The following is a 26,856-nucleotide window of genomic DNA, read 5'->3' on the forward strand; positions in this document are numbered from 1 at the left end:
ATCCTGTTTTTCGATTCGGAAAGTGTTTCACAAATCGAAATATTTATTTGTTTATTTTTATTTAATTAAATAGAATCATTTTTTCATGGAGTTTAAAAAAATTAAGCTTTCCCAAGCATTTTTCTTTGTATAATGATATCTATTTTCTAAATTTACAAAGGTATTTTCACATGTTTCCAAAATTTCTTTTGGTTGATTTTTATAATCATCGCTACCATGCATCATCATAGCGGACTTAATCTTTTTAATTTCTTCTTCTTTACTTTCATAAATTCTCTTTGCAATTGTTGCTAATTCTTGTTCAAATACTTTGGCAAAATTAAGTTCTTCATTTGGTCTTTCGACTCGCCATGAAGCAATTTTACCGACAAGTCTTTCTCTTATTTCTCTTTTGTTTCCTGTGGCACCCATTAGAGATTCCATTTCTTCCATTATGTTTTCATTCGCATCTTCATGTCTACCGGTGATTTCATTTTGCATTTTTTCCTTTTTCAAATAGGAAGTGACATTTTTCATATAACGCTGCAATGCTTTTATATATTGTTCTTCATCATATAAATTCAACGCAGATAAAAATTCTCTATGGAAAAAGAGAGCATATTGTGACTTAATATATTTTATAAATTCACGATAATCATGATATCCACCGCGCGGTTCAAACTGTAAATAATCATATATAGTTCTATCCCGAGTGAGTTTTTCAATTTCATCAAAGAGTGCTATTGCTGAAAGCGAGTCATGACGCTCATTTTGTGCTGCAAAATAAAGTAACATCTTCATTTCTCTTGGACTTGCCCCAAAGCGACCTTCATAAGCTACAGAGCTTTGGCTTTCTTTCAAAATTTCTTCGACATGCTTTTTTAACAGTCCTTTTTCTGCTTCTGAAAATGCATTTGAAGGTTCATTGCCGTCATAAAGAGCCTGTTTGTCATATGGATCTAAACGGGCAATTAAATTCCTTATGCCTGGATCATAGTAGTCAGGGTCGGGTTGACGTAAGCGTGTTAAAACAGCCCATCTTGCTAGTAAATTGAGGGAATGTGGTCCAATTTTTTTCGTCTTTTCAATTATTTTTATATCTTCTTCATAAATTTTTTGCTCAAGTTTAGCAGACAATAGATATGGAACGCGCACAAGCTCAAATCTACCTTTAAATGATGGCCAATCTGGAGAATTTTTAAAAGCATCGAGGTGTTTTTCATTTGCGCTCGCCATCATTACGAGATCGAGATCAGCTATCCCACTGGATAGATTTATATTCATTTTTTCGATTGTAGATAATAAATATTTAAAAGCATCGAGTGGGCGTTTGAGTAAATCAGCAAATTCAATAAATCCACGATTTGCATCGATCAATTCTCCTTGTGGTTCAAATAGCCGAATGTTTTGCAGTGCGGGTGGTATATTTTGAATGTTTCTTTCCATAGTTATTTGTCTATCTTGGGCATCGATAGCCATTTGTGGTTCTACAGATGCGATTCCAACGCGATATCTACTGCTATAAAAAAATCTTTCAACTTGTACATGTCTTAAAACTTTTTCAAGATCACCTTTATAAGCAACAAGAAGTGAGTCAAATATTTTTTTACTTTTTGCTCCGAGTGCACCTTCTTCTAAGTAAGCAGGGATTTCATCGCTGTTTAAATTTTTTCCAATAACTTTTTTATAATATTCCACACGTTCTTTTTTGGGTAAGACAAAAATCGGATTTTCTTTCATTTCGCTTATTATTTTGCACATTATTTCATCATCTTCAAGATGGGCAAAACTTTTATTGCCATTGCGGCTTGGATTATTGTCACCAAAACCAATATGTTTATTAAGAGCATCACCGAGCCCTTCATAACCAATTTTATCTGAAGGAAAAATCCAATTGAATTTATAGACAGCACCTTCTTCAGTTTTTGAATATTCTTCTAAACCATTTGCTAAGGACTCAGCCGTCGAAGATTTACTCGAACCGTTTGGACCATGTAATAAGATTAGTTTATCAATTTTACCTTGGCGAACAAATTGCTCAAGCACTCTGTAAATACTCTCATGCGCTTCTTCTTGACCTGTGATTGCGGGTTTATTTTTACCACGTACTCTTTCAAAAAGCTTAAAATGCCTTTTCGTATGATTAAAACCATGTTTAACTTCGCTTAGTCCGAAAAACTTAAACATATCAAGCATGTATTCAGATGCGTTGCGAATCAATCGTCTGGGTTCATTGCTAAAAATGTCAAGATATTCATCATATGATAAAATGTATTTTTGCTCTTTAAATTCTCTGCGAACACTTTCTGACACGGAACTGAGAAGTTCTTTTGAATGCATGGTGGCCATTTCATTTCCTCCTGCGGTTGCCCTAAAAAAAAATGCCTGACTCTGTTAAACTCAAAACGTTCTCATGGAATGATAGAGTAAGAATTGAATTCTTGTAAGAGACCGATCCCTCTTTGGGTCGGATTATTTGCAGAAGGGGTACAGGGTTGAAAAAGAAATTCGTTCTTGACACGAATGTGTTGTTGTCCAATCCAAGCGCCATTTTCTCTTTTGAAGATAATGATGTTTATATTCCAATTTCAGTCATTGAGGAATTGGACACTTTTAAAAAAGGATTAAGCGAAACGGGACGGAATGCGAGACAGTTTTCGCGTATTTTGGATGATCTGCGTGAAAAAGGATCTTTAAGTAACGGAATACCATTGTTTACTGATAGAAAAGACAGTGGACGTGTTTACGTGGTTTTAGAATCCGATATGGCATTATTACCAGCACATTTTGAAAGAAAACCAGATAACTTAATTTTAAGTGTTGCACTTATTTTAAAACGACAAACTCCAAACATGGCTGTTATTTTAATTACCAAAGATTCTAACTTAAGAATTAAAGCAGATGCTTTGGGAATTAGTGTTTCGGATTTTGAAGCAGATAAAGTAAATATTGAAGAGTTATATACTGGAATAGTTGAATTCGAGGTTGATGCTGAAATTTTAAAAAAATATTTATCATCGGGTAGTATTTCTTTAGAAGATTATGAGTTGATGCCAAATCAATATGTTATATTACGAGACAATAGGGATTCTTTACAATTTGTCTATGGTAAATATGATCATGTGACGGGTAATTTAAAAAATTTAAATCTGGGTGGAAAAGATTTTGTTTGGGGAATTTATCCAAGAAATCTTGAACAAAGTTTTGCTTTAGACTTATTACTGGATGATGATGTAAAGTTAATAACTTTAGTTGGTACTGCTGGTACAGGAAAAACCTTGCTAGCCATAGCTGCGGGCCTTGAAAAAACAACCGATGAATCTAAATATCAAAAACTTTTAGTGAGTCGTCCTATTTTTCCTTTAGGACGTGATGTTGGATATTTACCAGGTACTTTGGAAGAAAAATTAAATCCATGGATGCAGCCAATTTTTGATAACTTAGAACTTTTGCTAGGTGGTGTTGCACAAGGTAGACAAAAAAGATTATCTCAAAGTTATCATGAATTAATCAATCAAGGAATATTGGAAGTTGAGCCATTGACATATATTCGAGGTCGTTCAATTCCTAATCAATATTTTATAGTTGATGAAGCACAAAATCTTACTCCTCATGAAATTAAGACTATTCTTACGCGTGCAGGTGAAAATACTAAAATAATTCTCACAGGAGATCCGTATCAAATAGATAATCCATATGTCGATGCGGCATCGAATGGATTGACATATGTTGTAGAGCGTATGAAGCAAGAAGCTATTGCGGGCCATGTTTCATTAGTAAAAGGCGAGAGATCTGCACTTGCGACAATAGCTGCCAGCTTACTATAATAAAGTAACAAAAAAATAATTTTCATTCTTAAAATTAAAGTAACAAAAAAATATGTAAATTAATTTTTTAAAATAAAAATTTATTAATTTTTAAGACAAATTTTAAAGTAACAGTAGAAAATTATTTTCCAGAAGAAATCAGATTTCCCAAAATAAGCTCAGAAATTCTCTCTAAATCGTCTAGGGTATAGTAGCTAATCTCAATCTTGCCTTTATTTGTATCACCTGTGATCTTTACCTTCGTTCCTAAATGTCCCTTGAACTGATCACATACATATCTTAAGTCAGGAGAGATCGAGTCTATTAAAGTTTTTTGTAATTTCTCTGATTTTAAGTTTTTTATTAAATCTTCTGTTTGTCGAACAGATAGTTTTTTCTTCACTACGATTGAAAGGGCTTTAAGCTGCAGTTTTTCGTTATTCAGTGCACATAGTGCTCGTGCATGTCCTGCTGTGATAACCTTGCTTTGCAGGTCTGACTGCACTTTTTCAGGTAGACTGAGGAGGCGAATCGTATTCGTTACGGTAGCTCTGCTTTTTCCTATTCGAGAAGCTAAGGCATCTTGTGTGTAATTGTGTTCCTCTATGAGCAATTTCAAGGAGTGAGCTTCTTCAAGTGCTGATAATGACTCTCTTTGAATATTTTCTATGAGCGCAAGTTCTAAACGAGAATGGTCGTGCAAATCTCGAACAATACATGGTACGGAATCTAGCCCTGCAATTTTTGCCGCTCTCCATCTCCGTTCACCCGCAATGATTGTAATTTGACCATCTTTTTCCAATGAAACGATCAGGGGTTGTAAAATACCATAGGTACGAATGCTTTGCGCAAGCTCTTCAAGACTCTCTTGTTCAAAAGTGTATCTAGGTTGATTCTCCATTGGGCAGAGTAAATGGATTGATATGTATTCTATCCTTTGGTTTTGATAGTAATTTTTTGTTTGATCAAGTGATCGTTGAATAGAGTGTATAGGAATTTGTTTTTCATTTTGAGGTTTTTCACTTTGGTTCATTTGCTGCGACATTGTTTTCTCCTTCAGCATGGTTTTTGACAGTAGTTCTAAAAGATAGAAAATTTCAAGTTTTCAGTTAGGTTCATTTAGTCTTTTCTTATTAGGTAATTGAGTAAAGATGTTTCACGTGAAACATTGTGTCATTTGATTTTCACATAAAATTTAAAAACGGTGGAGAGAAGAAATAGGATAAATTTTCCTATCGTGGTGAGATTGGCATTGATAGAATTATTTTAAAATCCTGTAACTTCTTGAAATATAATATTTTCAGTTAACAACAGCTCGCAGCATAAGTGAAGAGTATATTGAGACAAATTAAATTTAACACCAATATCTTGATCATCTATACTTTAAATTGATTCTTTTTTCTCTGATTTTTAATTGTCAATTCATTTTACCCTCTTAATTTTTAAGAGTATAACATCAGGTTTGTCTATTAGACTCCACACCATATTTCAGAAAGAGACGGCTTAGATAACACTCTTTTTGTTTTCCCTGAATCTTTAAGTCTGATTGATAAGTTGTCATCATATTTTTAGACACCAATACCATAAAGATTTACTTAAATTATAATAATGAATTCATAGAACTATCGACTTATTGTTTCACGTGAAACATGGGGGTATTTGTTTTCATTTGGGATAGAAAAGCAGTGGAGAGAAAATCATTATATAATTTCTTATCGAGATGGGAATGACTCTAATGGATATTTTTGCGGCGATAGAAAAAATATACGATTCAAGAATTATACAGAGTTAGAAAAAAAAATTTAATGTTTAATTAACATTTTTAGAATGTAAATATTAAAGAAGTGTTGAAATTTAGCATATATTTTTCAAAAATTGGATTATGAGCCTTATTGAAAGATCTTCCTTAGAATTTCGCTTGATATACATGACTATAAATCTATTTTATTAAAAGTGAAGTATAAGTGCTTGATAGTCAGATTGTAAATAAATTTTTTGAAATAATTAATACAGAAAATGGAATTGTATTTCAAGAATTAAGTGAATAAAAATAAGAGAAAATTAAATTCATAAAAAAAAGAATTCTAAATTCTATTAACCCAATAAATGATGACTGCTATAAGTTTATATATAAAATTAGATAATCATAAAAAAAATTATTTGGTAAATTAAAAAAAATTTGAAGCATATATCTTTGTTATTAAAAAGTAAAAATAACTTAGTATAAATGATTTATTTTATGGGCTTATTCATATTGGAAAAAATTTGATTACTAAATCTAATAAAATGTATTGATTGTTTATATTTTTTTGCTATAAGTCTAATTTTGGTGGAATTCTACCAAACATCTATTATAAATAATATTAGTAAAGGTTAAATAGTGAATATTAATAAAATTATTTTTACATCAACAGTATTTTTAATTGCTTCTGCTTTATATTCGTGTAAGAAAACAGAATCAGAAAAAAATAGCGCTCAGTCGATTAATAGTATTAGAGGTTTATATAAATTAAGTGAAATCTCATGCCAGGGAAAAAATGTAGATTTATCTACTTATCTAAATAATAATTATGATAATTACGATAATAATTATGATGATTACAATGCCATCAATACAGTGAGTGACTCAATCAATTCATTGGTATTTGATTTTTCAACGGAAAAATCCCTTATAACAATTAAAAAACCAACAGAACCGATAACGTGTAAGTATTACGAAAGATTAGATTTCGTGAGTAATCCGGATGGTAAAGTCGCATTTGTGAGTAATGCTATGCTTAGAAATGATAAAGCAAATCATGCAGTTTGTAAACTAGATTCTAATAGATCATTTTTAGCTGAAAAAAATTTAAATGATTCATTCAATGTAAAGGTAACTGGCAATAAAATTATTTTAGTTTCGAGTACAGAAAATCTGTGTAAATCATTTAAGAGTAATGGAAAAGCTACAATCAGTCTTAGTATGCAAACTAAAAAGTAGTCCATTCAAAATATTCAATTTAACATTATCATGATTGAGAAAAACTTTTTGATTTGACAAATTCATCAGTTACTTTATTCCAATCATAACTGCCTGCCTGAAAAATATTTTTTATTTTTTGTATAATTTAGGGTGTTTGCTCAAATATTGAAGATACGTTTATTTTTGGCTTGTTTCCCGCAAAAGTTGCATTACAACGTCTAAAGAAAGACTGAAAAATGTTGAGGCTGATGTTCACTGATTCAATTTAGTTGAGGCTAACACAATTACTGAAAGAATTTAAAATTCACTTTAATAAATTTAATCGACGGCCAAAACTAGGAATTTTGCGAGGATTATATTTAAAAATTCAGGGTTAATTAGATAATGAATGCTATTTATTGTTTCAACAATAGTTAAAGCGCTTCTGCCTTCTGTAAATTCAAAAAGCAAAAAAGAAGAATATATTGGTCGGGCTGTTTTTGGTAACTCAAGTAAAATACATATAATTGCAGACTCACATGGAAATCTTAAAGACTTTATTTTTAAGTGAAGATCAAGTGCACGATAGTAGAATAGGAAATTAACTAATCGAAGTGAGCAATGCTCAGAGTTTAAATGCAGATCGTACATATGGCAATAATAAAATAAGACAGAATTAACGGATCATAAAAATCAAGCAATAATACTTCAAAAGAAAAACTTTATTGATACTACAAATGATGCTTTTGATATACATGCATACAAAATTCGTCATTTAATAGAAAATTTATTCGCTAGATTAAAACAATTCAGAAGCATTGCGCACCTTTATGATAAAAGTAAAAAAAACTTTGCTTCTATGATATAAATGGGTTGTTGCATCATTTGAGGAAAAATTTGAGAACAATCTCCAAATGTCTATTGATTTCTTCTTAAATAACTCCATGATTACAACATATCAATACTGAACTAAAGATTCAGGGAGAGCTAATAGAGTTCTTTCTAAGATGTCTCATTCTGTAAAAATTCTCAAGAATTCATCACACACAGGATTCAGTTTAAAACACTATTGCGTTGGCGTTGGAAAAGAACTTTGTGATGGATACCGTTTAAAGCAACCGCAATTAAAATTCATAATGGAAAATATCTTATAATAAAAATGAGTTTTCTTTTTGGAACTCAAGAGATCTTTCAGATGATGTAAAAATAAAAACAGGTTCATTTTGCCAAGATAAAAGTGGTCATTGGTTTCTTAATGTCACATTTGCAAGTGAAACAATAGGAATTAAAAGAGAAGATAATAAAGAAATTGGTATAGACATTAAGATACAAACTCTTGCTACTTGCTCAAATGCTGAAAAAATTCATGAATCGCAATAAAAAGATATCAAGAATATCTTTAAACTCAGGGATTGGAATGTTTAAATCAATGTTGAAGTACATGGAACTGTGAAAAATGCGGAGCTGTACATGGCAGAGACGTAAATGCGAGTATAAATATTCTCAATGCATACAAGAACATATTACCCCAGGAAATTTCTTTGATAAAACTATTTATAAAAGAATTGGACTTTAAGAAAAGGGTGAAAAATAAAAAAGTGTGAATACCTCTATAGCTCATCTGTGTTTGCTAAATACAAATCGACGATAGAATGTATAAGCTACTATTGAATGATTCTATTTTTTGGAACACTTCCTTCAATGTTTCACGTGAAACATTCTTAAGAAAATGTAATGTGAGGGAAAAATCCGTTTAAGTAGACGTGTTAATCTACTTTACACGCGATGAAGACCTGAATCGCTCTTATCGATAGATTATTTTGTAAGTGATGATGAAATAGAATTGATTGTTAATAATCTCTAGAGCAAAACTATCTGCAAAGAATGGGTGTTTAGAAATAGTAAGATCGATTAAATCAATTGTCTAAACTTTTTATTTTGGGGGAAAAATGGCAGTTGTTAGATCAAAACTTATTTCAGCACTCATAAGCAAAAAGCTAAATAAAAAAATTGATGAGATTTTATCTATACTAAGACAAGGTTTTGATGTGCAAATAAAAACAGGGTACTTAGAAGTAGAAAATAAAGTTTTAGAGCTTTTGGAGCAGCAGTTGAAAATAAACTCTAGAGAATTTTTATTGTTTACAGATTCAGAAAAATTATATGCTATGAATGAAAAGAGCGAAGTTGAAGACTCAAGTTTTATGCCCATTATTTTTGTAGGAAACTCTCAAATTAGAAAAGGCTATGGATTTATTGCTATAGAGCTGCCATCTCCTGATCTTCTTTTAACTTCGATACCTTCCGCTATCAGTACTATTCTAAATTATTTCAACTTAAATATTTATCTCGATATTTTCGACTCCAATAAATTATTGAGTTTAAAAAAAATAACTATAATACATGGACTCAATTTACTTATTGACTCTGTTGTGCAAACTGCTTATTTAGGAGGCTTTCGTGGTGAGTCTGAGGATGCTCAGCGATTTTTAGACCAAACTCAATCTGAAGTGATTGAAGATTTAGATAAAAAAGAAGTTCCGCTTGAAAAATGTGCTGAAAAGTTCTTTTCTTATGTGCTACTGAGAGGAGAAGATGCTCATAGTTTTCTAAAATCGAGCTTTATTTATTACTCAATTACTTTGCAGGGACTTAGTATGACCCGCGCGAGTCAAATTTTTTCAGTTTCAAGAACAACCTTGCTTGGCCATCTTAAAACGGCAGAAAAACTTGGTGTTTCCCATTTTTTTGAGGGATATATTCAAAAGTCAATTTAATAGATATTAAATTTGCAAAATATGTGAGCGGGGGGTTGCAGAAACTCTAAGATCACAGTAATAACATGGCCAGATACAGGAACGAGCGGGTGCTGCTTGGGGAGTTTAACCCAAACAACGCCGTTATTGTTTTGAGATATTTTTATTTTATTTAGAATATTCAGTGCTTCGTGCTGAATTTGCGCTGAGGTGGAGTAAATGGCTGGCTCTCTAGATATATATCCGTTTCATGACACAGAAGGAGCTGTCCGATTCGGTATCCAAGTTGCTATTTTCTTAGTTGGGGTTGTTGTTGCCCAAAAACTTATTATCGGTCCTGCAATTCGCTTACACAATGAGCGTAAGAAAAGAACTATAGGGAGTTTTGAATCTTCAAAAAATCGAAACGAAAAAGCAATTCAACTGGAGCATGAGTACTTTTTGGAACTTAAAAATGGCGCTGAAGAAGCAAAAAATTTAAGAGCCCAAGAGATTCAAGTTGCTCAAAAGTTAGCACAGAAAATGATTTCTGAAAATCAGAGGAAAGCAACTCTGCATGTAAATTCTATTAGAGAAAAGCTTTCCATGGAAATGATTGAAGCAAAGTCTAACATGCCCAATCAAATTAATGATTTAGTCTCTGCTATTTACAAGAAGATTGGTTTGACCATTCTTCTAGTTTTGGGCGCTTCTACTGCTTTTTTTCAAAAAGCAGCTTCTGCTGATGTAGTGGGCAAAGCTGAGATTGATTGGTTGTATGGTGTATTTTGGCCTTATTTCCAGTTTGGTGTTTTTGTCTTTGCGCTTGTTTATTTTGCAAAAAAGCCTATAACAGCAATGCTCGAAAAAAGACGTGACGATTTTAAAGCAAAACTATCTGAAGCTAAAGAGGCTGCTTTATTAGCGGAAAGAAAAATTAAGGAATATGAAAGTAAAATTGCTTCGTTGCAAAATGAAATCAATGAATTGAAAGAACGTAATTTATTCGATGCTAAAATTGAACGTGAGAAAATATTAGTAGAAGCTGCTAAGGTTTCTGAATCCATTTTAAGAGATGCTGAGCGCGCTGCGAAAGAACTTATCCATCGTAGTCAAGAAGAAATCAGACAGGAACTATTTATTTTAGCACTTGAAGAAGTTGAAAAGCGTCTTTCTCCCGAAAAATTGCTCTCACTTGACTCCAAATTAAAGTCAGAAACAATCGAAGGAATAAACTCTCTTAATTAATTTCTAAGTATTATTTTCTTGTTTTCTGTGGAGTATTTTTAAGTATGAAAAAAAATTCTGGACCTATAGCAAGACGCTACGGCACAGCTTTATATGAGTGTGCCATTGATGTAGCCAAGAATAGTGATGAATATTCTTTTGAAAAGTTTGCAGACACTGTTAGGGAATTGCTTGCTATATTTGATAAAAAAGTATTGTCTCATTTTAAGAGCCCAATTTTAACGATTGAAGAAAAGAATGCGCTTCTTGAATTAATTTTAGATAAGATCTATGCAAATAGTAACGATTTACCATTGGAACTAAAAGATTTTTTAAAGCTTATGATTGAAAACGGTCGTTTTTCAGAATTACCCATTGTTTTAAATAATTTTTTGATTAAAGCGGATAATTATATAGGTGTTGCGCGTGCAACTTTGGTATCAGCTAATAATTTATCTGAAACTGGGCGTGAAGAATTTTCTCAAGCTTTGTCTTCAGTATTAAAGAAAAAAATAGTTCTCGAAACGAAGATTGATGAATCACTTCGTTCAGGTTTTATAATTAAAGTAGGAAATACAAACGTAGATGCGAGTCTGCGTTCTCGTCTTTTGAATCTTAAAGAGTCTTTGAGTTAGGAGTTGAATTCATGGAGCATATCCGGGTTGATGAAATTAGCCAATTGTTGAAGCAGAAAATTCAGGCTTTTGGTCAGAAGGCAGAAGTGTCTGAAACTGGAACAGTCGTTTCTATTGCAGATGGAATGGCTCGCATTTATGGACTTGAAAAAGCGCTTATAAGTGAACTTGTTCAGTTTGATAATGGCGTTAAAGGTATTGTTTTAAACTTAGAAGAAGACAATGTCGGTGTTGCTGTTTTTAACGGCAGCGAAACAATTACTGAAGGTATGCAGGTTCGTAGAACTGGAAAAGTAAATAGCGTTCCAGTTGGACCAGAGCTTCTTGGTCGCGTTGTCAATGCTCTTGGTGAACCAATTGATGGTTTAGGTGACTTAAACGCATCTGAAACTTCTGTAGTTGAAGTCAAAGCTCCTGGCATTATGGCTCGTAAAAGCGTTCATGAGCCTATGCAAACAGGCCTTAAATCCGTTGACTCTATGATTCCAATTGGACGTGGACAGCGTGAATTGATTATCGGAGACCGTCAAACTGGTAAAACTGCGATTGCAATCGATACAATTATCAACCAAAAAGGCAATGGCGTTAAATGTATTTACGTTGCCATTGGTCAAAAATACTCAACAATTGCTCAAATTGTTGAAAAACTTCGCCGTGCGGGCGCACTTGAATACACGACAATCGTAGTGGCCGGTGCTTCTGAAGCTGCGACACTTCAATACATGGCTCCATACACTGGATGCACTATTGGTGAATACTTTAGAGATCGTGGTCAGCATGCGGTTATTTTCTATGATGACTTAACAAAACATGCACAAGCGTATCGTGAACTTTCCCTTCTTCTTCGTAGACCACCAGGACGCGAAGCATATCCTGGGGACGTTTTTTATCTACACAGCCGCCTTCTTGAACGTGCGTGTAAATTAAATGATGAACTTGGCGCTGGAAGTTTAACTGCATTTCCTATTATCGAAACGCAAGCAAACGACATTTCCGCATATATTCCAACAAACGTAATCTCGATTACGGACGGGCAAATCTTCTTAGAAGCAGACTTGTTCAATGCCGGTATGCGTCCAGCAGTAAATGCGGGTCTTTCCGTGTCTCGTGTGGGTGGTGCTGCGCAAACAGGTGCTATGAAACAAGTTGCTGGTAACATGCGTCTTGAGCTCGCTCAATATCGTGAACTTGCTGCATTTGCGCAGTTTGGTTCCGATCTCGATGCCGCAACTCGTAAACAGATTAACCGTGGACAACGTTTGACTGAATTGCTTAAGCAAGCTCAGTACTCTCCATTATCTGTGGAAAAACAAGTGCTTACTATTTTTGCTGCAATCAATGGATTCCTTGACAATATTGAGGTGCGTCATGTCCGCACTTATGAACGCCAAATGTTGAATTACTTTGAAGCTGCTCATCCTAAAATCATGGCTGAAATTGCTACAGGTAAGAAATTGAGTAACGAACTTCAAGCAGAGATTAAAATAGCTCTCGATGACTTCGCAAAGAGGTTTGAACCAAATGCCAGCAAATCTTAAGGACCTTCGCAATAGAATTAAAAGTGTTAAAAGCACTCAGCAAATTACAAAAGCAATGAAGCTTGTTTCTGCTGCTAAGTTTGGACGTGCACAACACAATGTTGTGAATGCTCGTCCTTACGCTCTTTCTCTTGCGCAGCTCACAGCAAAACTTGCAGGTTTAGTGAGTGGGGGTAGCAATCACCCGCTTATGAATGAAGTTTCTAGCAAGGTTGCTGCAGTGCTGATCATTTCTTCGGAAAGAGGTTTGTGCGGTGGATACAACTCGAACGTTTCTAAACAAGCTATAAGAACGATTGAAGCTCTTGAAGCCGAAGGGTTCAAAGTTACTGCTATTTGTATTGGAAAAAAGGCTTTTCAAACTTTAAACAGAAGAAGAAGAGTTGTCTTAAAAAAGAAAGACGATGCTAATTATCTTTCTGAAAATGATTATGTAGCAAACGCAAGTGCGCTCATATCGGATTCAGACTTAGTTTCTATTACAACTCCATTTGATAAGCCAACAAATGCGATGGCAACACGTTTGTCAGAAGCATTTGCTAAATTGTATACAGAAGAAAAAATAGGAAAGTTTGTTATTGTTTATAATAAGTTCCAGTCTGCAATGTCTCAAATTCCGACTGCTGATACTGTATTGCCTCTCCATGTTGGACCCGCTTCTGTTGAAGCGGAACCTATTTTTGAGCCAGAAATTGATGAGCTACTTGAGCACGTAATTCCTCGCTATATGACATCTAGACTGTTTCAAACACTTCTTGAGTCTGTCGCAAGTGAACAAGGCGCTCGAATGACTGCAATGGACAATGCAACTCGTAATGCGAAGGAAATGGAGCGTAAGCTACAAATTACTTACCAACGAGCTCGTCAAGCGGCAATTACAAACGAACTTATTGAAATTATCAGCGGTGCTGAGGCATTGTAAAATTAAAAATTTGGAGCTTTTTATGTCTGAATTAGGGAAAATTATTCAAGTTATGGGACCTGTTGTCGATGTGCAATTTTCACAAGGCAATCTTCCTGAGATTTTTCACGCATTACGTACAACAAATACATCTATCAACTCTTCTAAAGAAAATCTTGTATTAGAAGTAGCTCAACACTTAGGTGAAAACATTGTAAGAACAATCGCAATGGATTCAACTGAAGGTCTTTGCCGTGGTGTCGAAGTTCGCAACACTCATGATCAAATCACTGTACCTGTTGGAAAACCAGTTTTAGGTCGTATTCTCAATGTGACAGGAGATCCTATCGACGGAAAAGGTGATGTTCCTTCTGAAAGACGCTATCAAATTCACAGAAAAGCTCCTGACTTTACTCGTCAAAGTACAAAGCTTGAAATGCTTGAAACGGGTATTAAAGTTGTGGATCTCCTTGCTCCTTATCAAAAAGGTGGAAAGATCGGACTTTTCGGTGGAGCGGGCGTGGGTAAAACCGTTCTTATTATGGAATTAATCAACAACATTGCGAAGCAACACGGAGGATACTCTGTATTTGCAGGTGTTGGTGAGCGTACACGTGAAGGAAATGACCTTTATCATGAAATGAAAGACTCTGGAGTTCTTGACAAAGTGGCACTTGTGTACGGCCAGATGAATGAACCACCTGGAGCTCGTGCGCGCGTTGCATTATCAGGACTTTCTGTTGCAGAATATTTCCGTGACGAACAAAACCAAGACGTGCTTTTTTTCGTAGATAACATTTTCCGCTTTACTCAAGCGGGTGCCGAAGTTTCTGCGTTATTAGGACGTATTCCGTCTGCTGTGGGTTACCAACCTAACCTAGCAACTGAAATGGGCGATCTTCAAGAACGCATCACTTCAACAAATACAGGTTCTATTACATCTGTTCAGGCTATTTACGTTCCTGCGGATGACTATACAGACCCTGCACCTGCAACAGCTTTCGCCCACCTCGATGCAACAACAAATTTGGATCGTTCTTTAACTGAAAAAGGAATTTATCCTGCCGTTCACCCATTAAACTCTACAAGTCGAATTCTCGATGCGCAGATCGTTGGTGATGAGCATTATGATACTGCACGTCGTGTTCAGCAGATTTTACAACGCTACAAAGAATTACAAGATATTATTGCAATTTTGGGTATGGATGAGCTTTCTGAAGAAGATAAACTTGTCGTTGGACGCGCACGCCGTATTGAGCGTTTCTTGTCTCAACCTTTCCACGTTGCTGAAGTCTTTACAGGTAACCCAGGTTGCTATGTAAAAGTTGCAGATACTGTTCGCAGTTTCAAAGAACTTTGCGACGGTAAATGGGATCATCTTCCTGAATCTGCCTTTTATATGGTGGGTGGAATCGATCAAGCAGTAGAAAAAGCTAAAAAGATGGGCGTTAGCGTTTAATTTGGGGTACTAAATTATTATGATCGATGCAAAAGACAAAATGAGAGTTGTTATTCTCACTCCATCTAAACGTCTCCTAGATTTATCTGGTGTTTCGGAGCTTTATTTTCCATCGGAACACGGTGCTCTTGGGGTATTGCCTGGTCACGCTCCAATGGTGACAGCTGTTGGTACGGGTGTTGTGCTTTACTCACAAAATGATGTTTCTGGATTTTTTAAAGTCGCTGGTGGTGTAGCGGAAATTACAGGTAATGCTGTTAATTTATTAGTAGATGTAGGAGAAGAAGCTGCTACGATTGATTTAGACAGGGCCAAAAGATCTCTTGAAAGAGCTGAAGGTAGATTAGCTGCGAAAGAGCTTGGCAATGTAGATGTCAAAAGAGCAGAGGGTTCTAAAGCAAGAGCGCTTGCACGTATTGAAGTTGTAAATCTTCATACAAACAAGCATGCAAAAGATAAAAAATCTTCTTAGATTTTATGTATTAAGCAGGCTAAAAATCTTCTTTATACCTTTAAGCATGAAAAAAACTATAGCTTAAACACATGATCATTTGATGACTGTGTTCGAAGTACTAGCAGCTTACCCAATATTATTATGTTATTATTTTTGGAAGGGTTTGAATAAAGCTCTTCCTTTTTTTAACTAAAGAATAATGGTGCTAAAGATGGTCTCACAAAAGAGTTTAGTACAAGATGTCTTATATAAAGATAAATCAGATATCGTTTGGCTTGCTATTGATGGGAGAACAGCCCAACAAGGTGTTGTTTCGGGAATTTCTCGATTTGTTATTGGTCTGACACGCGCTTTGGTCTTAGAATTAGAAAATAGAAAAAAAAATCAAACTGAGAGTAAGAGAATAAAGATACTTATTGTCTCGAAATCTGAACCTGCGCAGTGGGTTGTTGAGCTTGTCCATAAATATCCAGATATCATTTCATATTGGAGTGGTGGTCCAGGGGCTTTGCAGAAATCCTACGATAAACCTATTTGGCTTTGGCCCACTTTTACTTTGAAACGTATACAAAAACTCACCCATAACCAAATAATTTGGTTTGCTCCGGCAAATTTTGATAGACCTCTTTTTATTTCTCGAAACAGTATGTCATCACGCGTGATACAGGTTATTCATGACTGTATTCCATTTATGCCTATTAAAGGTGTTGGATTTTTATTTAAAAGACAATTTAAATTTTTAGTTAAAAGAACCCTTTCCCGATTGCCTTTTGTTACGACTGTGTCCCCTCATTCTGCTAAACTTCTTCAAGGGCTTGTTAAAAAAAGAACTGCTCCTTTGCACATAATTGGAGATGCGGTTGATTTAGAATTTGGCAGTCAGCCTAAGATCAGACAAGCACGTGAATTGGTTTCGCGAAGAGAAAAGTTTTTAGAGCAGTTGGTTGAACCTGGGGAAAATGATAAATTTAGCACAGTGATAAACAAATTTCTTAAAGAAAAATGGGTTCTCGGTGTAGGTAGAAATCAAAAATATAAATACTGGGATCTGGCTGCGCAGGCAATTCAAAAAATCACTCCAGAAACAACAGGATTAGATGTTTGGTTTATTCGGATTGGTGCAGATAATAAAGAAATATCGAGTTATTTAAAAAGATGTGTTCCTCGAGAATGTGGTAAAATAATAGTTTTTGATAGCCTAAAAACAATTATTTTACCAGTACTGACTGATAGTGAATTGGCTGAGCTCTATCGAATTTCTGATCTCTTAGTTCATCCCTCAATAGCTGAGGGATTTGGATTACCCCCATTGGAAGCGGCGCTTAGCGGAACACCTGTACTTTATCGAACATCCACTGCTGTCGATCTGCATTTTCCTCCAGGAATATTACCAAGCAATTATTGGCTCGGGAGTGATTCAAGTTCTCCCTCAATATGGGTAAAACAAATTGAAAAACTTTTGCTTGATAAAAAAGATTCTGAATTTTATATTGGCTTGCAGAATGCAGATTCGACAAGAAAATATATTATAAAGAGATCGCAAGGAAGAAGCTTTGAATGGAAAGAATCAGCAAATTCATTACTAGCTTGGTTGATACAAGGTTCAGACATTTTAAAAAAGATAAATAAAAAGCCTTCTACTTATACTTAGAAGATTAATTTTGGGGAAGTAATGAAAACTGGAGTTTTGTTTTGGGGATTTAAAGATATAAATATAACAGCGGAATGTGCAAAAATACTTAAAAAGGGAAACCATATTCGTGATGTATATATTCAAATCTCTACCCATGAAAAAACTGTGTCCCTTCTGGATATATTTCCTGAAGAGATTATTCGTTGTGAACATGAAGATTTAAATTCATTGCAAGTGTGGTTACAAAAAAATGATAAAAAAAATATTATCATTGTCATAGATTTCTGGCCTTTTTTAACTTCCAAAAACTTTTCTGATAAGCTGAACTATTTCAAAGTTATATTAAAAATGCCCTTCCAATTTATTATTTATCTGCCTAAATATTATCACGAGATCAGTTTAAGAAGGAGTAATAAGAAATTAAATTCAATTTTTGAAAAAACAAATGAATTATTTTCGAAAGTAAGAGCAATATATGAGCTATCTTTAAATAGCACATCTTCTATTGCTATGCTTTCTTCTGCGCCAACAATTTCTTTTTTAAATAGATTGTGTAGACAAGAATTTTTTACGAAGAAAGAGCTTGGGTTCATAACATATGTACCAAATTTATTAAAGAATTATCCATCAAGTTATTTGAGTAATAAAAAATTTATTGATGATTTAGTAACTAAAATTTGTGAAATAAATGAAGGCATTCAGTTTTACAAGAATAGGGATTTTGTTAGTAATTTTAAAAATGAAATTAATTCAGATATTTTAAATATATATTACAAGGAAAATAAGAATAATAATAAACTATTTAATTTTGTTTTTACGTCATCAATAGATAGTTTTTATAAAATTAAAACCAAAGAAGAATATCGAGTTCTTCTTTGGTGTATTTACTTAGGAATAATTGAATATAAATATAAATATTCAGACATTTCTATTGAAAATTCTAAAAATGATGAATTAATATTCTCACGCATTTCTGTGTGAATCGTCTTTTCTCCGCATAAATGCTGGAGTTTCAAAGTCTGAATCATCGATTTCAATATCAGATAATTCCTTTGCAAGTTTTATTGCGCTTTCAGCGGCATCTTCTTGAGATATTTCTTCACTCTTTGATGACGTAGCGCCCATAACTTTCGCATCATGAGTACCGCGATTTATGTTTTGCTGATGGGAAGCCATATCAAAAGTCCACTTAGTTAAATCTTCAAGTTCAGAACTTGAACTTTCTGGTTTTGCAGTTGGACTTTGTGCTTGAGTCTGAAGACTATCATTGGATTGATTTTGTTTAGGAGTGTTCCAATTTAAATTTGTATGAGTCGACTCATTCTTGTGAATAGGCTGATGATGTTGCTGAATTGTTTGTGAATTTCTCATTTCGGATTGCGGATTATTGCGAAATCCAGAATTTATATTTACATGAGAGTTATTTAAATCATTAGGTGCTCTATTGATAAGTGGTGACTGTGTATTTACGGATGGACTGTTACCAAAACTTGGTTGAGAATCTCTGCCAAACTGGGGTCTTGGAAAATGGTTTGGTTGAGCATTTTGATTGAATTGATTTTGATTAATTGGTTGTTGAGTGTGATTTTGTACTTGACCTCTGACATCATAAGGGTTCACTGCTGGTATATTTTGCGCAAAATTATTCTGTGGGCGCTGAGAATTCATACCTGCGAATGGCTGTTGTGGAATGCTTTGCTGAGGTTGACTACTCACATTATTTTGCATGAACTGACCTTGTTGTGGAATATTCGCAAATCCATGAGCAGACTCTGGAAATGCTACGCGCGCTTGATCAAATCCTGTTGCAATCACAGTAACCCGAATTCTATCTTCCATAGCTTCATCGATAACAGCACCAAAAATAATGTTCGCATCTTCATGGGCAGCTTCCTGAATAAGTGTAGAAGCTTCACTGATTTCATGAAGTGTCATTGTGCTTGTACCAGTAATATTAATAAGAATACCAGTAGCACCTTCGATATCAATATCTTCAAGCAATGGTGAATTGATTGCTAAACGCGCTGCTTCAGCAGCACGATTTGGACCTGTTGCATCGCCAATTCCCATCAGTGCCATACCCATTTCGGACATAATTGTTTTTACATCGGCAAAATCTACGTTTACTCTTCCTGGGATATTTATAATATCTGAAATGCCTTTAACTGCATTTAAAAGAACTTCATCAGCTAATTTAAATCCATCAAGCATAGACATTTCAGGTGATGCAATACTTAAAAGTCTTTGGTTTGGAATCGTTATCAGAGTATCCACGGATTGACGGAGAGACTGTATACCATGTTCAGATTGTTGTTTTCTTCGTTTACCTTCAAATGTAAAAGGTTTTGTTACCACTCCTACAGTTAATGCACCTAATTCTCGAGCAACTTGAGCGATAATAGGAGCAGCTCCCGTTCCTGTCCCTCCGCCCATACCGCCAGTGACGAAAACCATATCTGCACCACTTAATACTTCTTGGAGGATTGCTTTGTCCTCGAGCGCGGCATTACGACCTGTTTCAGGGTTTGCTCCTGCACCGAGACCTTTAGTGAGCTCTCTGCCAAGTTGAATTTTGATGGGTGCAAGATTTGATTGCAGGGCTTGAACATCTGTGTTTGCTGCTATGAATTCAACACCTGACAAACCGGATTCAATCATGGTATTCAGAGCATTTCCTCCTCCTCCTCCCACGCCGATCACTTTAATTATTGCATTTGATGAATATTTATTACCTTTATCTGCTTTGTCACTCATTATATAAGTCCTCCGTCATTCTTATTTGTTAAAATATTATACATTATCGAGAAGCAAATGGTTCCTTTATTCGATGCCATATTTTTGTTGCGAATGAACTAATTCCAGATATTTCTTCGGTTTGTTGCAGTGAGTTATCCCCATGAACGGAAGCAAAAAGAGGTGATAATGTCCCAATGCTAGATGCCCAAATAGGAGATTTGAGGCCTTCAATTGCTCCAATAATATTTGCAGGCATTCCTATTCTTGCATTTAAAGAAAATATTTCTTCAGTTGCAAGGGTCATACCGCTTAATAATGCTCCACCACCCGATAAAACAATTCCTTTCGAAGTTCTTGCAATCAATCTTGATCTTCTCAAATCTGCATAAACGGTTTGTAAAATTTCACGAACTCTTGGTTCGATGACTTGATTAATTTCTTTGCGCGTTACGTAGCGGATTGCATTTCCGTCTATGCTGCTAATTTCAATTTTTTCATTTATATCTTTTGAAGAAGTTTCAATTGCTTTGCCAATTTCTTTTTTTACTCTTTCTGCTTCAGCTTGTGTGGTTCTTAAGCCGATTGAAAGATCTTTAGTAATATGATGTGAACCTATTGGATATTCTTTAGAGTAAACAGGAATATTTCCTAAGTAAACAGATGCGTGTGTTAAATGTGCGCCAATAGAAAGGGAAATACAGCCAAATTCTTTTTCATCACGCGTAAGCACTCCTTCCGCTGCAGCTAGTGGTTCGAAAGCAAAACTTTGTACGCGCACTCCAGCATTGTTGCAGGAACGTACAATATTGTGCAGATCGGCTTGAGGATAAAAAACCCTGTGATGCATAATCGAAAGAGTCGAGCCTCTCATACCTATTGGGTTTTGAATGCCATGCTTTCCGTCAACTGAATACGAACTGGGAATCATATGGACAAAATCAAAACCCATAGGTGGTTTTTGATTACGCACAGCCATAGAGACCTTTTCCAAATCTGAAACACGTATTTCTTCGCCTTTGATAGTACAAGTTTCAACATGATTATCGAATTGAGCGGCTGTTCCTGCAATGCATGCGCGGACTGATTCTATTTCAATTCCAGATTGTCGCTCAACTTCATCAATTGTTTCGAGTATTGAAGCAGTAACTGCATCAATACTTGAAACAACACCTTTTTTTATAGCGCCATTGTTTGCAATTCGAGCAGCACCAAGAATTTGAATTCGATTTGATTCTTTTTCATAAAAAGGAAGATCATCATGACTCATTTGCAAATCTTTATTTTCATAACTCGCAGCAACAAGACTTGTGTGTGTTGAACCAAGTGAAAGGGAAATACAGATATTTTTATTTAAAGATGTTTTCATTTCAATTTAACTTTGCATGCAAAATGTTTAAAAAGCATTTTGTGAACGCGATCTCATTAAACTTACACAATGAGAAAAAAAAAGTCATTAGTTGAAATTAAAAAACACTAAAATGATGGATTGAGATTTGATCCAAGAATCTTGAATGTAGCTTTATCTGAAAAGTCAAGATCAACTTCACTTGGATAAATATTTTTATTTGAAAGCTCTATTAAGAGTATTTTAAGCTTATCCATTTTGTCTCTAATTTGGCCATCTCCAAGTAAAGCATCAAATTCGATTAATTGATTGTTTATTAATTCTTCAGCATGCTGATCTTGCTTATCAGATTTAAGTGTATTTGATTTTTTATTCTTTAACATTTGAATGTTTCTATTTATTTTTAAAGAAAAGCCTGACTGAGAGGACCATATGATTTTGGCTAAAGAATAGCCAGATCCAACGTTTTGAATCTCGGAATTAATAAGGCGTATTTGCTTAATTAGCCAAGGGAAATTTACAGGACCGCTCGTTTCGGTACCTTTGATATCTGCTTGAAGTGATCTATTTTTTTTCAGTTTACTATAAAAATTTTTAGAGTGCCAATTTATTTTTAACTCTGGGGCTTCAACTTTTAGAAGCGAAGCAAATTCTTCTTGAGGTGGATTTTTAGAAATTATTTTCATATTATTGCTAATTATATATCGGTCATTATTTTTTGCTTCTATTATCATCACAGGGATTTGCATGATTGCATTTATTTGTAGTTTTCCATCAAGACCCAAACGAATCCAGTATTGATCAATAATATCAATTGAATTTAAGATGCTATCAACAGACTCTAAAAAGTGCGAACGCTTTTCATTTTTCTTAAGTGAAATTGCTAATTCTTTATTAATCAATGAATAAAGTTCGGATGTAACTTTGCTATTATCTGTATTTATTTTCACGCTATTTGGTAATATTGTTTCGCTGTATATATTTACATAATAAACGCTTATTTTAATAACAATTACGATTATTATTAAAATAGAAGAAATATATGACAAACGTGGTCTTTTTCTCAGTAGTGAATATAAAAATAAAGTTGATTGGTTTGCTTTTAAAAAGAACGTTTTAATGAAAAAAAATACTTTTGAAAGAAAAAAAGTTTTCTCTTGTTTCTTAATTCCTTTTCTATTGCGTGGTCCTGGTTTTTGAGCAATTAATAAATTAACTCGCCTTTGTTTTTTATTTCCATTCAAGACTCAGCTTCTCCATTATCATATGACCTGCTTGTCTAACATTGCCGGCACCTAAGGTTATCACAATTGCCCCATTTTCGGGAGGTTTATGATTCAATATATTTATTGCAGTTTCTGACGCTTCTTCTAATGAGTTGACTGAATAAGTGGTTCCTGGTGTATTATTAAAACTATTAATTTTGATTTGATGAGTAATATTTTCTTTATTTATTCCTTCGAGCGGAGATTCACCTGCAGCATAAATAGGAGTGACTATGACTTTGTCAGCATCTGCAAAGCATTTGGCAAAATCCTCCATTTGGAATTTTAATCTAGAATATCTATGCGGTTGAAAAATAGCAATAATTTGTTTCTCTGGAAAACTTTCTTTCGTTCCCTTCAGGACAGTTTCTATTTTTTTAGGGTTATGTGCATAATCATCAACAATAAGTACATTTTTTATTTCTGCAAGAATCGAAAAACGATGTTGCACACCTTCAAATTCGGAAATTGATTTACAGATTACGTTCATATCTAAATCAAGCAGAGATGCAACTGCAAATGTAGCCAAGGAATTTGTTAAGTTATAAAGACCAGGCATTTTTATTGTAACTTGTGATTGATATTTACCAAAAATTACAGGTGTAAAAGTGGTATTCATACCGTCTGTCAGCTTGTCAACTGCAGTTATGTCTGCATCTTGTCTTAAACCATAAGTAATTATTTTACGCCTTATTTTTGGAAGAATCATTTGAACAATAGGATCGTCAATACAAGCACAAACTGCTCCATAAAATGGGACTTTATCTATAAAAGTTTCAAAAGCCTTAACGATATCATCGAGGCTGCTATAGTGATCGAGATGATCTTTATCGATGTTTGTAATAATAGCAATTGTAGGAGTCAGTCGTAAAAAACTGCCATCACTTTCATCTGCTTCGGCAACGAAGAGATCTCCTTTGCCAAGTTTTGCATTGCTCCCAAATGAGTTTAATTTTCCTCCAATAACCACTGTTGGATCGAGGCCTGCATGATGCAAAGAAGATGCTAAAATACTTGTCGTTGTTGTTTTTCCATGTGTGCCAGCAACGATTACTCCATATTTCATACGCATAAGTTCAGCGAGCATTTCGCTTCTGTGTATGATTGGAATTCTTAAATTCTGTGCTTCAATTATTTCTGGGTTGTGCTTATTGATTGCGCTGCTAATGACAAGTACTTGAGAATGAGTGATATTATCTGCTTGATGTCCAATAAATATTTTAGCACCAAGTCCTTCTAATTTTTCGGTAATGGCAGTTTTTTTTATATCACTTCCTGATATTTTGTAACCTGAATTTATAAGCACTTCTGCAATTCCAGACATGCCACTTCCACCAATTCCTACAAAATGGATTCTTTTTATTGCATTAAACATAATTTATATAGCCTTTTTTAATTGATTATTTTGTAAATAAATTCGTCTTGAAATTTGAGACATTAAACCAATTATAAAATAATTAGCGATCAAAGCTGATCCGCCATTCGATATAAATGGTAAAGGAAGACCTTTTGTTGGTAAAGCTCCGGCAACAACGCCCATATTAATTATTGTTGTAATAACTAACATGGCAAAAGCTCCTGTTGCCAGTAAACGATCACGATGTGTGCTGCCATAAATTACAAGTCTAAGTATCGCATAATATAAAACCGAATATAAAATGGCAAGAACAAGTATGCCGATAAAACCCATTTCTTCAGTAATAACTGCTAATATAAAGTCGGTATGTGCTTCTGGCAGAAAGAAAAGTTTTTGTTGGCTTTCTCCTATACCTCGGCCAAATAAACCGCCATTTGCTACAGCTACGAAACTTTGTATAACTTGAAATCCAGAGCCGAGCGGATCCTTAAATGGATTTAAAAAAGTCATAACCCTTGCAATTCTATATGGTTCAAATAAAATAGCAGAGATTAATCCAAAAATAAGAATTCCAAAGATACCTGCAAAATATCTTTTTGGTAATCCGTTTATAAATAGAACTCCGAGGCAACCAGTAATAACAACAACGGTTGTACCAAGATCTTTTTGCGCAATAATAGCTATTGGGGCTAACAGTAAACAACCATATTCTATTAAGGGTGGATATTTTTTTGATTCAATATATTTCTTATTTATATTATCTTGTTTAGAAATAATCCATACCATATACATTATAGAAAAAACTCTTAAAAATTCAGAAGGCTGTATGGGCATTATCCCTAAATTTAACCAACGTGATGCACCATAGACCTTTCGACCAATTCCAGGTAAATGAGTGGCAAAAGTCATAGTTACGAGTATAAAAAATAAATATTTAATAAATTTATAATACAATTCAAATGGGATCATAGCTCCAGCTAATGCTGCTAATAATGAAGGTAACAGAAAAAATGCTTGTTTTTTCGCGAAATAAAATTCAGTTCCATAATGTTGCGCAGAATAAACAGATGATGCACTATAAACAAAGAGAATACCAAATCCTGTTAATGCAATGACAGGAACCCATAAGACGTTTCCCCCATATGTTATCCAAGTGCTCGGTTTTGAATTATCAAGAATGTTTTCAATTTTTTTAGATTCACTCTCTATCTCTTTTGATGTGTTCATTTTCTCAGATGATGTCACTTTTTATTTTCCTTTAAACAAGAAAAAGCCCATTCGCGAAAAACATTTCCTCTGTGTTCAAAGTTTCTAAACTCATCAAAGCTGCTACAAGCAGGAGAAAGTAATATAATATCACCATCATTTGCTTCATTTAACGCGAGATCTGCTGCTGCAAGCATATTTTCAGAGCTTGGAGAAATTTTATTTTTATAGGCTTTTAAATCATGTTGGATATTTTCTGAAGCTTTTCCAAATGGATATATTTTACTCAGATATTGTCTAAAAAATAATCCAATCGGTAAATAATTATCACCCTTGGGCATGCCGCCAAGTAAAAGATGCATGGGGCGTTGAAAAGATTTTAAAGCAACAAGAGTGCTTTCAACATTGGTAGATTTTGAATCATTTATAATTAAAATCTCTTTTTCATTTCCATTTGAATCGATAAATGTTTTAAATTTAGGAGAAATATATTCAAGTCTATGTTGTAAATGAGTGTATTCTGATGTTTCTAATTCCCATTGTGATAAAATAATATTATCATCTATACCTAAATGCATAGCCATAATACTTGCACATAATATATTAATCATATTATGCTCGCCAGGAATGCATGGATTTCTTATTTCCCAAGTCTTAGTAGAGTTTTTTAGCTTTAGAAATATATGTATAGAATTGTCTTTATTGTCATATTTTGCGTAGGCAGATTCAAATTCATTTTCAGACATCAATTCACTTACTGGTAGTTTTTTTAAATCATGATAAATTGCATAGGGTAATATTTTTCCAAATGAAATTTGATTGCGAATATCATACTCTCTTCGGGCTTTAATGGGGGTATTTAATATATTATCAAATTGCTTTTGATTGCTTGATTCGATAAGAATTATTCTTGCTCTAGGCAGACTGAGTCCCATGTTTACTGCGGTTTTTATAACATTCTTATCAATTATAGCTATACCAGAATCGTGAGTCAACAATATAAGCCGCCATTTTGCTTTTATATATTCTTCAATATTTTCATAGCGACCTAAGTGGTCATTTTGCAAATTTAAAAATACTGTGCACATTGGGCGCATGGAATAAGTGGTTTCTAATTGATAACTACTCAACTCAACAGAAAGTATTTCGATAGATTGATTGTCATATATTGCTTGCGACATTGATGTGCCAATATTTCCGCAAGATATTGATTTGTATTCTGCTCTTTCAAATAATTGAGCGGCATAATGTGTGGTGGTACTTTTGCCATTGGTTCCAGTAATACCTACAATAATGCAATTCTCAGGAAGAAACCATGATGCAACTTCGATTTCACTTACGATTGGTATATTATTTTTCTTACAAGTAATGGAAATTTCTTTATTTAATGGAATACCAGGGGATAATACAAGAATATCGCAATTATTTTTTATTTTTTCGATTGAATGAAATCCATATTCATATGGAATTTTCTGTGAAATTAATTCATTTTCGATATTCTTAGATATTAAATTTTCTTCAGTAACAAATACATTGGCTCCATGTTTTTTTAATATTTTGGCTGCTGCAATCCCGCTTTTAGCAGCTCCAGCAATATAAAAATGTACGCCTTCAACTTTTGGTCTGTGTGCCATAAAAT

The 26,856-nt window shown here is 34.1% G+C and carries 20 protein-coding genes and 1 pseudogene; 13 read left to right on the top strand and 8 right to left on the bottom strand.

Annotated features, from left to right (window positions below; genetic code table 11):
* Positions 1–75 precede the first annotated feature (75 nt).
* Entirely contained in the window at positions 76–2,328 is a 2,253-nt protein-coding gene (locus EZS29_RS00235; RefSeq protein ID WP_130605364.1) for a hypothetical protein, read from the bottom strand.
* Between the two features lie 146 nt (positions 2,329–2,474).
* Here EZS29_RS00235 and EZS29_RS00240 point away from each other — a divergent pair, with 146 nt between their 5' ends.
* Positions 2,475–3,806, top strand: coding sequence for a PhoH family protein (locus tag EZS29_RS00240; RefSeq protein ID WP_130605366.1), 1,332 nt, complete (start codon positions 2,475–2,477; stop codon positions 3,804–3,806).
* Positions 3,807–3,927: 121 nt separating this feature from the next.
* Here EZS29_RS00240 and EZS29_RS00245 read toward each other — a convergent pair whose 3' ends face one another.
* Entirely contained in the window at positions 3,928–4,830 is a 903-nt protein-coding gene (locus EZS29_RS00245) for a ParB/RepB/Spo0J family partition protein (RefSeq protein ID WP_172603681.1), read from the bottom strand.
* Positions 4,831–6,165: 1,335 nt separating this feature from the next.
* Here EZS29_RS00245 and EZS29_RS00250 point away from each other — a divergent pair.
* The 12 genes and pseudogenes from EZS29_RS00250 to EZS29_RS00305 all read left to right on the top strand — a co-directional run bounded on the left by EZS29_RS00250 (position 6,166) and on the right by EZS29_RS00305 (position 18,289).
* On the top strand, positions 6,166–6,765 hold the full coding sequence (locus EZS29_RS00250; protein WP_130605370.1) for a hypothetical protein: 600 nt from the start codon (positions 6,166–6,168) through the stop codon (positions 6,763–6,765).
* Between the two features lie 370 nt (positions 6,766–7,135).
* Complete coding sequence (locus EZS29_RS15780; protein WP_172603682.1) at positions 7,136–7,297, top strand: hypothetical protein; 162 nt, start codon at positions 7,136–7,138, stop codon at positions 7,295–7,297.
* Between the two features lie 871 nt (positions 7,298–8,168).
* Positions 8,169–8,330: pseudogene (locus tag EZS29_RS16275) on the top strand (zinc ribbon domain-containing protein); the annotation flags it as partial.
* A 345-nt stretch (positions 8,331–8,675) separates the two neighbouring features.
* Positions 8,676–9,503, top strand: a complete 828-nt coding sequence (locus EZS29_RS00265) for a hypothetical protein (RefSeq protein WP_130605372.1) — start codon at positions 8,676–8,678, stop codon at positions 9,501–9,503.
* Positions 9,504–9,701: 198 nt separating this feature from the next.
* Complete coding sequence (locus tag EZS29_RS00270) at positions 9,702–10,709, top strand: F0F1 ATP synthase subunit B (protein ID WP_130605374.1); 1,008 nt, start codon at positions 9,702–9,704, stop codon at positions 10,707–10,709.
* A 44-nt stretch (positions 10,710–10,753) separates the two neighbouring features.
* Positions 10,754–11,323 (top strand): ATP synthase F1 subunit delta, encoded by a 570-nt coding sequence (gene atpH / locus EZS29_RS00275; protein WP_130605376.1) that lies wholly within the window; start codon positions 10,754–10,756, stop codon positions 11,321–11,323.
* Between the two features lie 11 nt (positions 11,324–11,334).
* Positions 11,335–12,861 (top strand): F0F1 ATP synthase subunit alpha, encoded by a 1,527-nt coding sequence (gene atpA, locus EZS29_RS00280; RefSeq protein ID WP_130605378.1) that lies wholly within the window; start codon positions 11,335–11,337, stop codon positions 12,859–12,861.
* On the top strand, positions 12,845–13,783 hold the full coding sequence (gene atpG / locus EZS29_RS00285; protein ID WP_172603684.1) for an ATP synthase F1 subunit gamma: 939 nt from the start codon (positions 12,845–12,847) through the stop codon (positions 13,781–13,783). The genes atpA and atpG overlap by 17 nt, the downstream gene beginning before the upstream one ends.
* Positions 13,784–13,805: 22 nt before the next feature.
* Positions 13,806–15,221, top strand: coding sequence for a F0F1 ATP synthase subunit beta (atpD, locus tag EZS29_RS00290; protein ID WP_130605382.1), 1,416 nt, complete (start codon positions 13,806–13,808; stop codon positions 15,219–15,221).
* Between the two features lie 19 nt (positions 15,222–15,240).
* Positions 15,241–15,693, top strand: a complete 453-nt coding sequence (gene atpC, locus EZS29_RS00295; protein WP_130605384.1) for an ATP synthase F1 subunit epsilon — start codon at positions 15,241–15,243, stop codon at positions 15,691–15,693.
* Between the two features lie 193 nt (positions 15,694–15,886).
* On the top strand, positions 15,887–17,326 hold the full coding sequence (locus tag EZS29_RS00300) for a glycosyltransferase (RefSeq protein WP_172603685.1): 1,440 nt from the start codon (positions 15,887–15,889) through the stop codon (positions 17,324–17,326).
* Between the two features lie 21 nt (positions 17,327–17,347).
* Positions 17,348–18,289: a hypothetical protein gene (locus tag EZS29_RS00305; RefSeq protein ID WP_130605388.1), complete on the top strand. Its 942-nt coding sequence runs from the start codon at positions 17,348–17,350 to the stop codon at positions 18,287–18,289.
* Here EZS29_RS00305 and ftsZ read toward each other — a convergent pair.
* From ftsZ to EZS29_RS00335, 6 genes are all read right to left on the bottom strand, one after another.
* Complete coding sequence (gene ftsZ, locus EZS29_RS00310; RefSeq protein WP_130605390.1) at positions 18,272–20,062, bottom strand: cell division protein FtsZ; 1,791 nt, start codon at positions 20,060–20,062, stop codon at positions 18,272–18,274. The genes EZS29_RS00305 and ftsZ overlap by 18 nt on opposite strands.
* Positions 20,063–20,105: 43 nt before the next feature.
* Complete coding sequence (gene ftsA / locus EZS29_RS00315; protein ID WP_130605392.1) at positions 20,106–21,410, bottom strand: cell division protein FtsA; 1,305 nt, start codon at positions 21,408–21,410, stop codon at positions 20,106–20,108.
* Positions 21,411–21,517: 107 nt separating this feature from the next.
* The gene (locus EZS29_RS00320; protein WP_130605395.1) at positions 21,518–22,633 is read right to left on the bottom strand and encodes a hypothetical protein; all 1,116 of its coding nucleotides are present in this window, start codon (positions 22,631–22,633) and stop codon (positions 21,518–21,520) included.
* Positions 22,620–24,029 carry a UDP-N-acetylmuramate--L-alanine ligase gene (murC, locus tag EZS29_RS00325; RefSeq protein ID WP_130605398.1) on the bottom strand — a complete coding sequence of 470 codons (1,410 nt, stop codon included), beginning with the start codon at positions 24,027–24,029 and terminating at the stop codon, positions 22,620–22,622. The genes EZS29_RS00320 and murC overlap by 14 nt, the downstream gene beginning before the upstream one ends.
* A gap of 3 nt (positions 24,030–24,032) precedes the next feature.
* A complete protein-coding gene (gene ftsW / locus EZS29_RS00330) occupies positions 24,033–25,256 on the bottom strand; it encodes a putative lipid II flippase FtsW (protein ID WP_130605400.1) in 1,224 nt (407 codons plus the stop codon).
* Positions 25,253–26,851, bottom strand: a complete 1,599-nt coding sequence (locus EZS29_RS00335; protein ID WP_130605402.1) for a Mur ligase family protein — start codon at positions 26,849–26,851, stop codon at positions 25,253–25,255. The genes ftsW and EZS29_RS00335 overlap by 4 nt, the downstream gene beginning before the upstream one ends.
* Between the last annotated feature and the right edge of the window lie 5 nt (positions 26,852–26,856).

Origin of the sequence: Fluviispira sanaruensis (assembly GCF_004295685.1) — a bacterium.
Classification (GTDB): Bacteria; Bdellovibrionota_B; Oligoflexia; order Silvanigrellales; family Silvanigrellaceae; genus Silvanigrella; species Silvanigrella sanaruensis.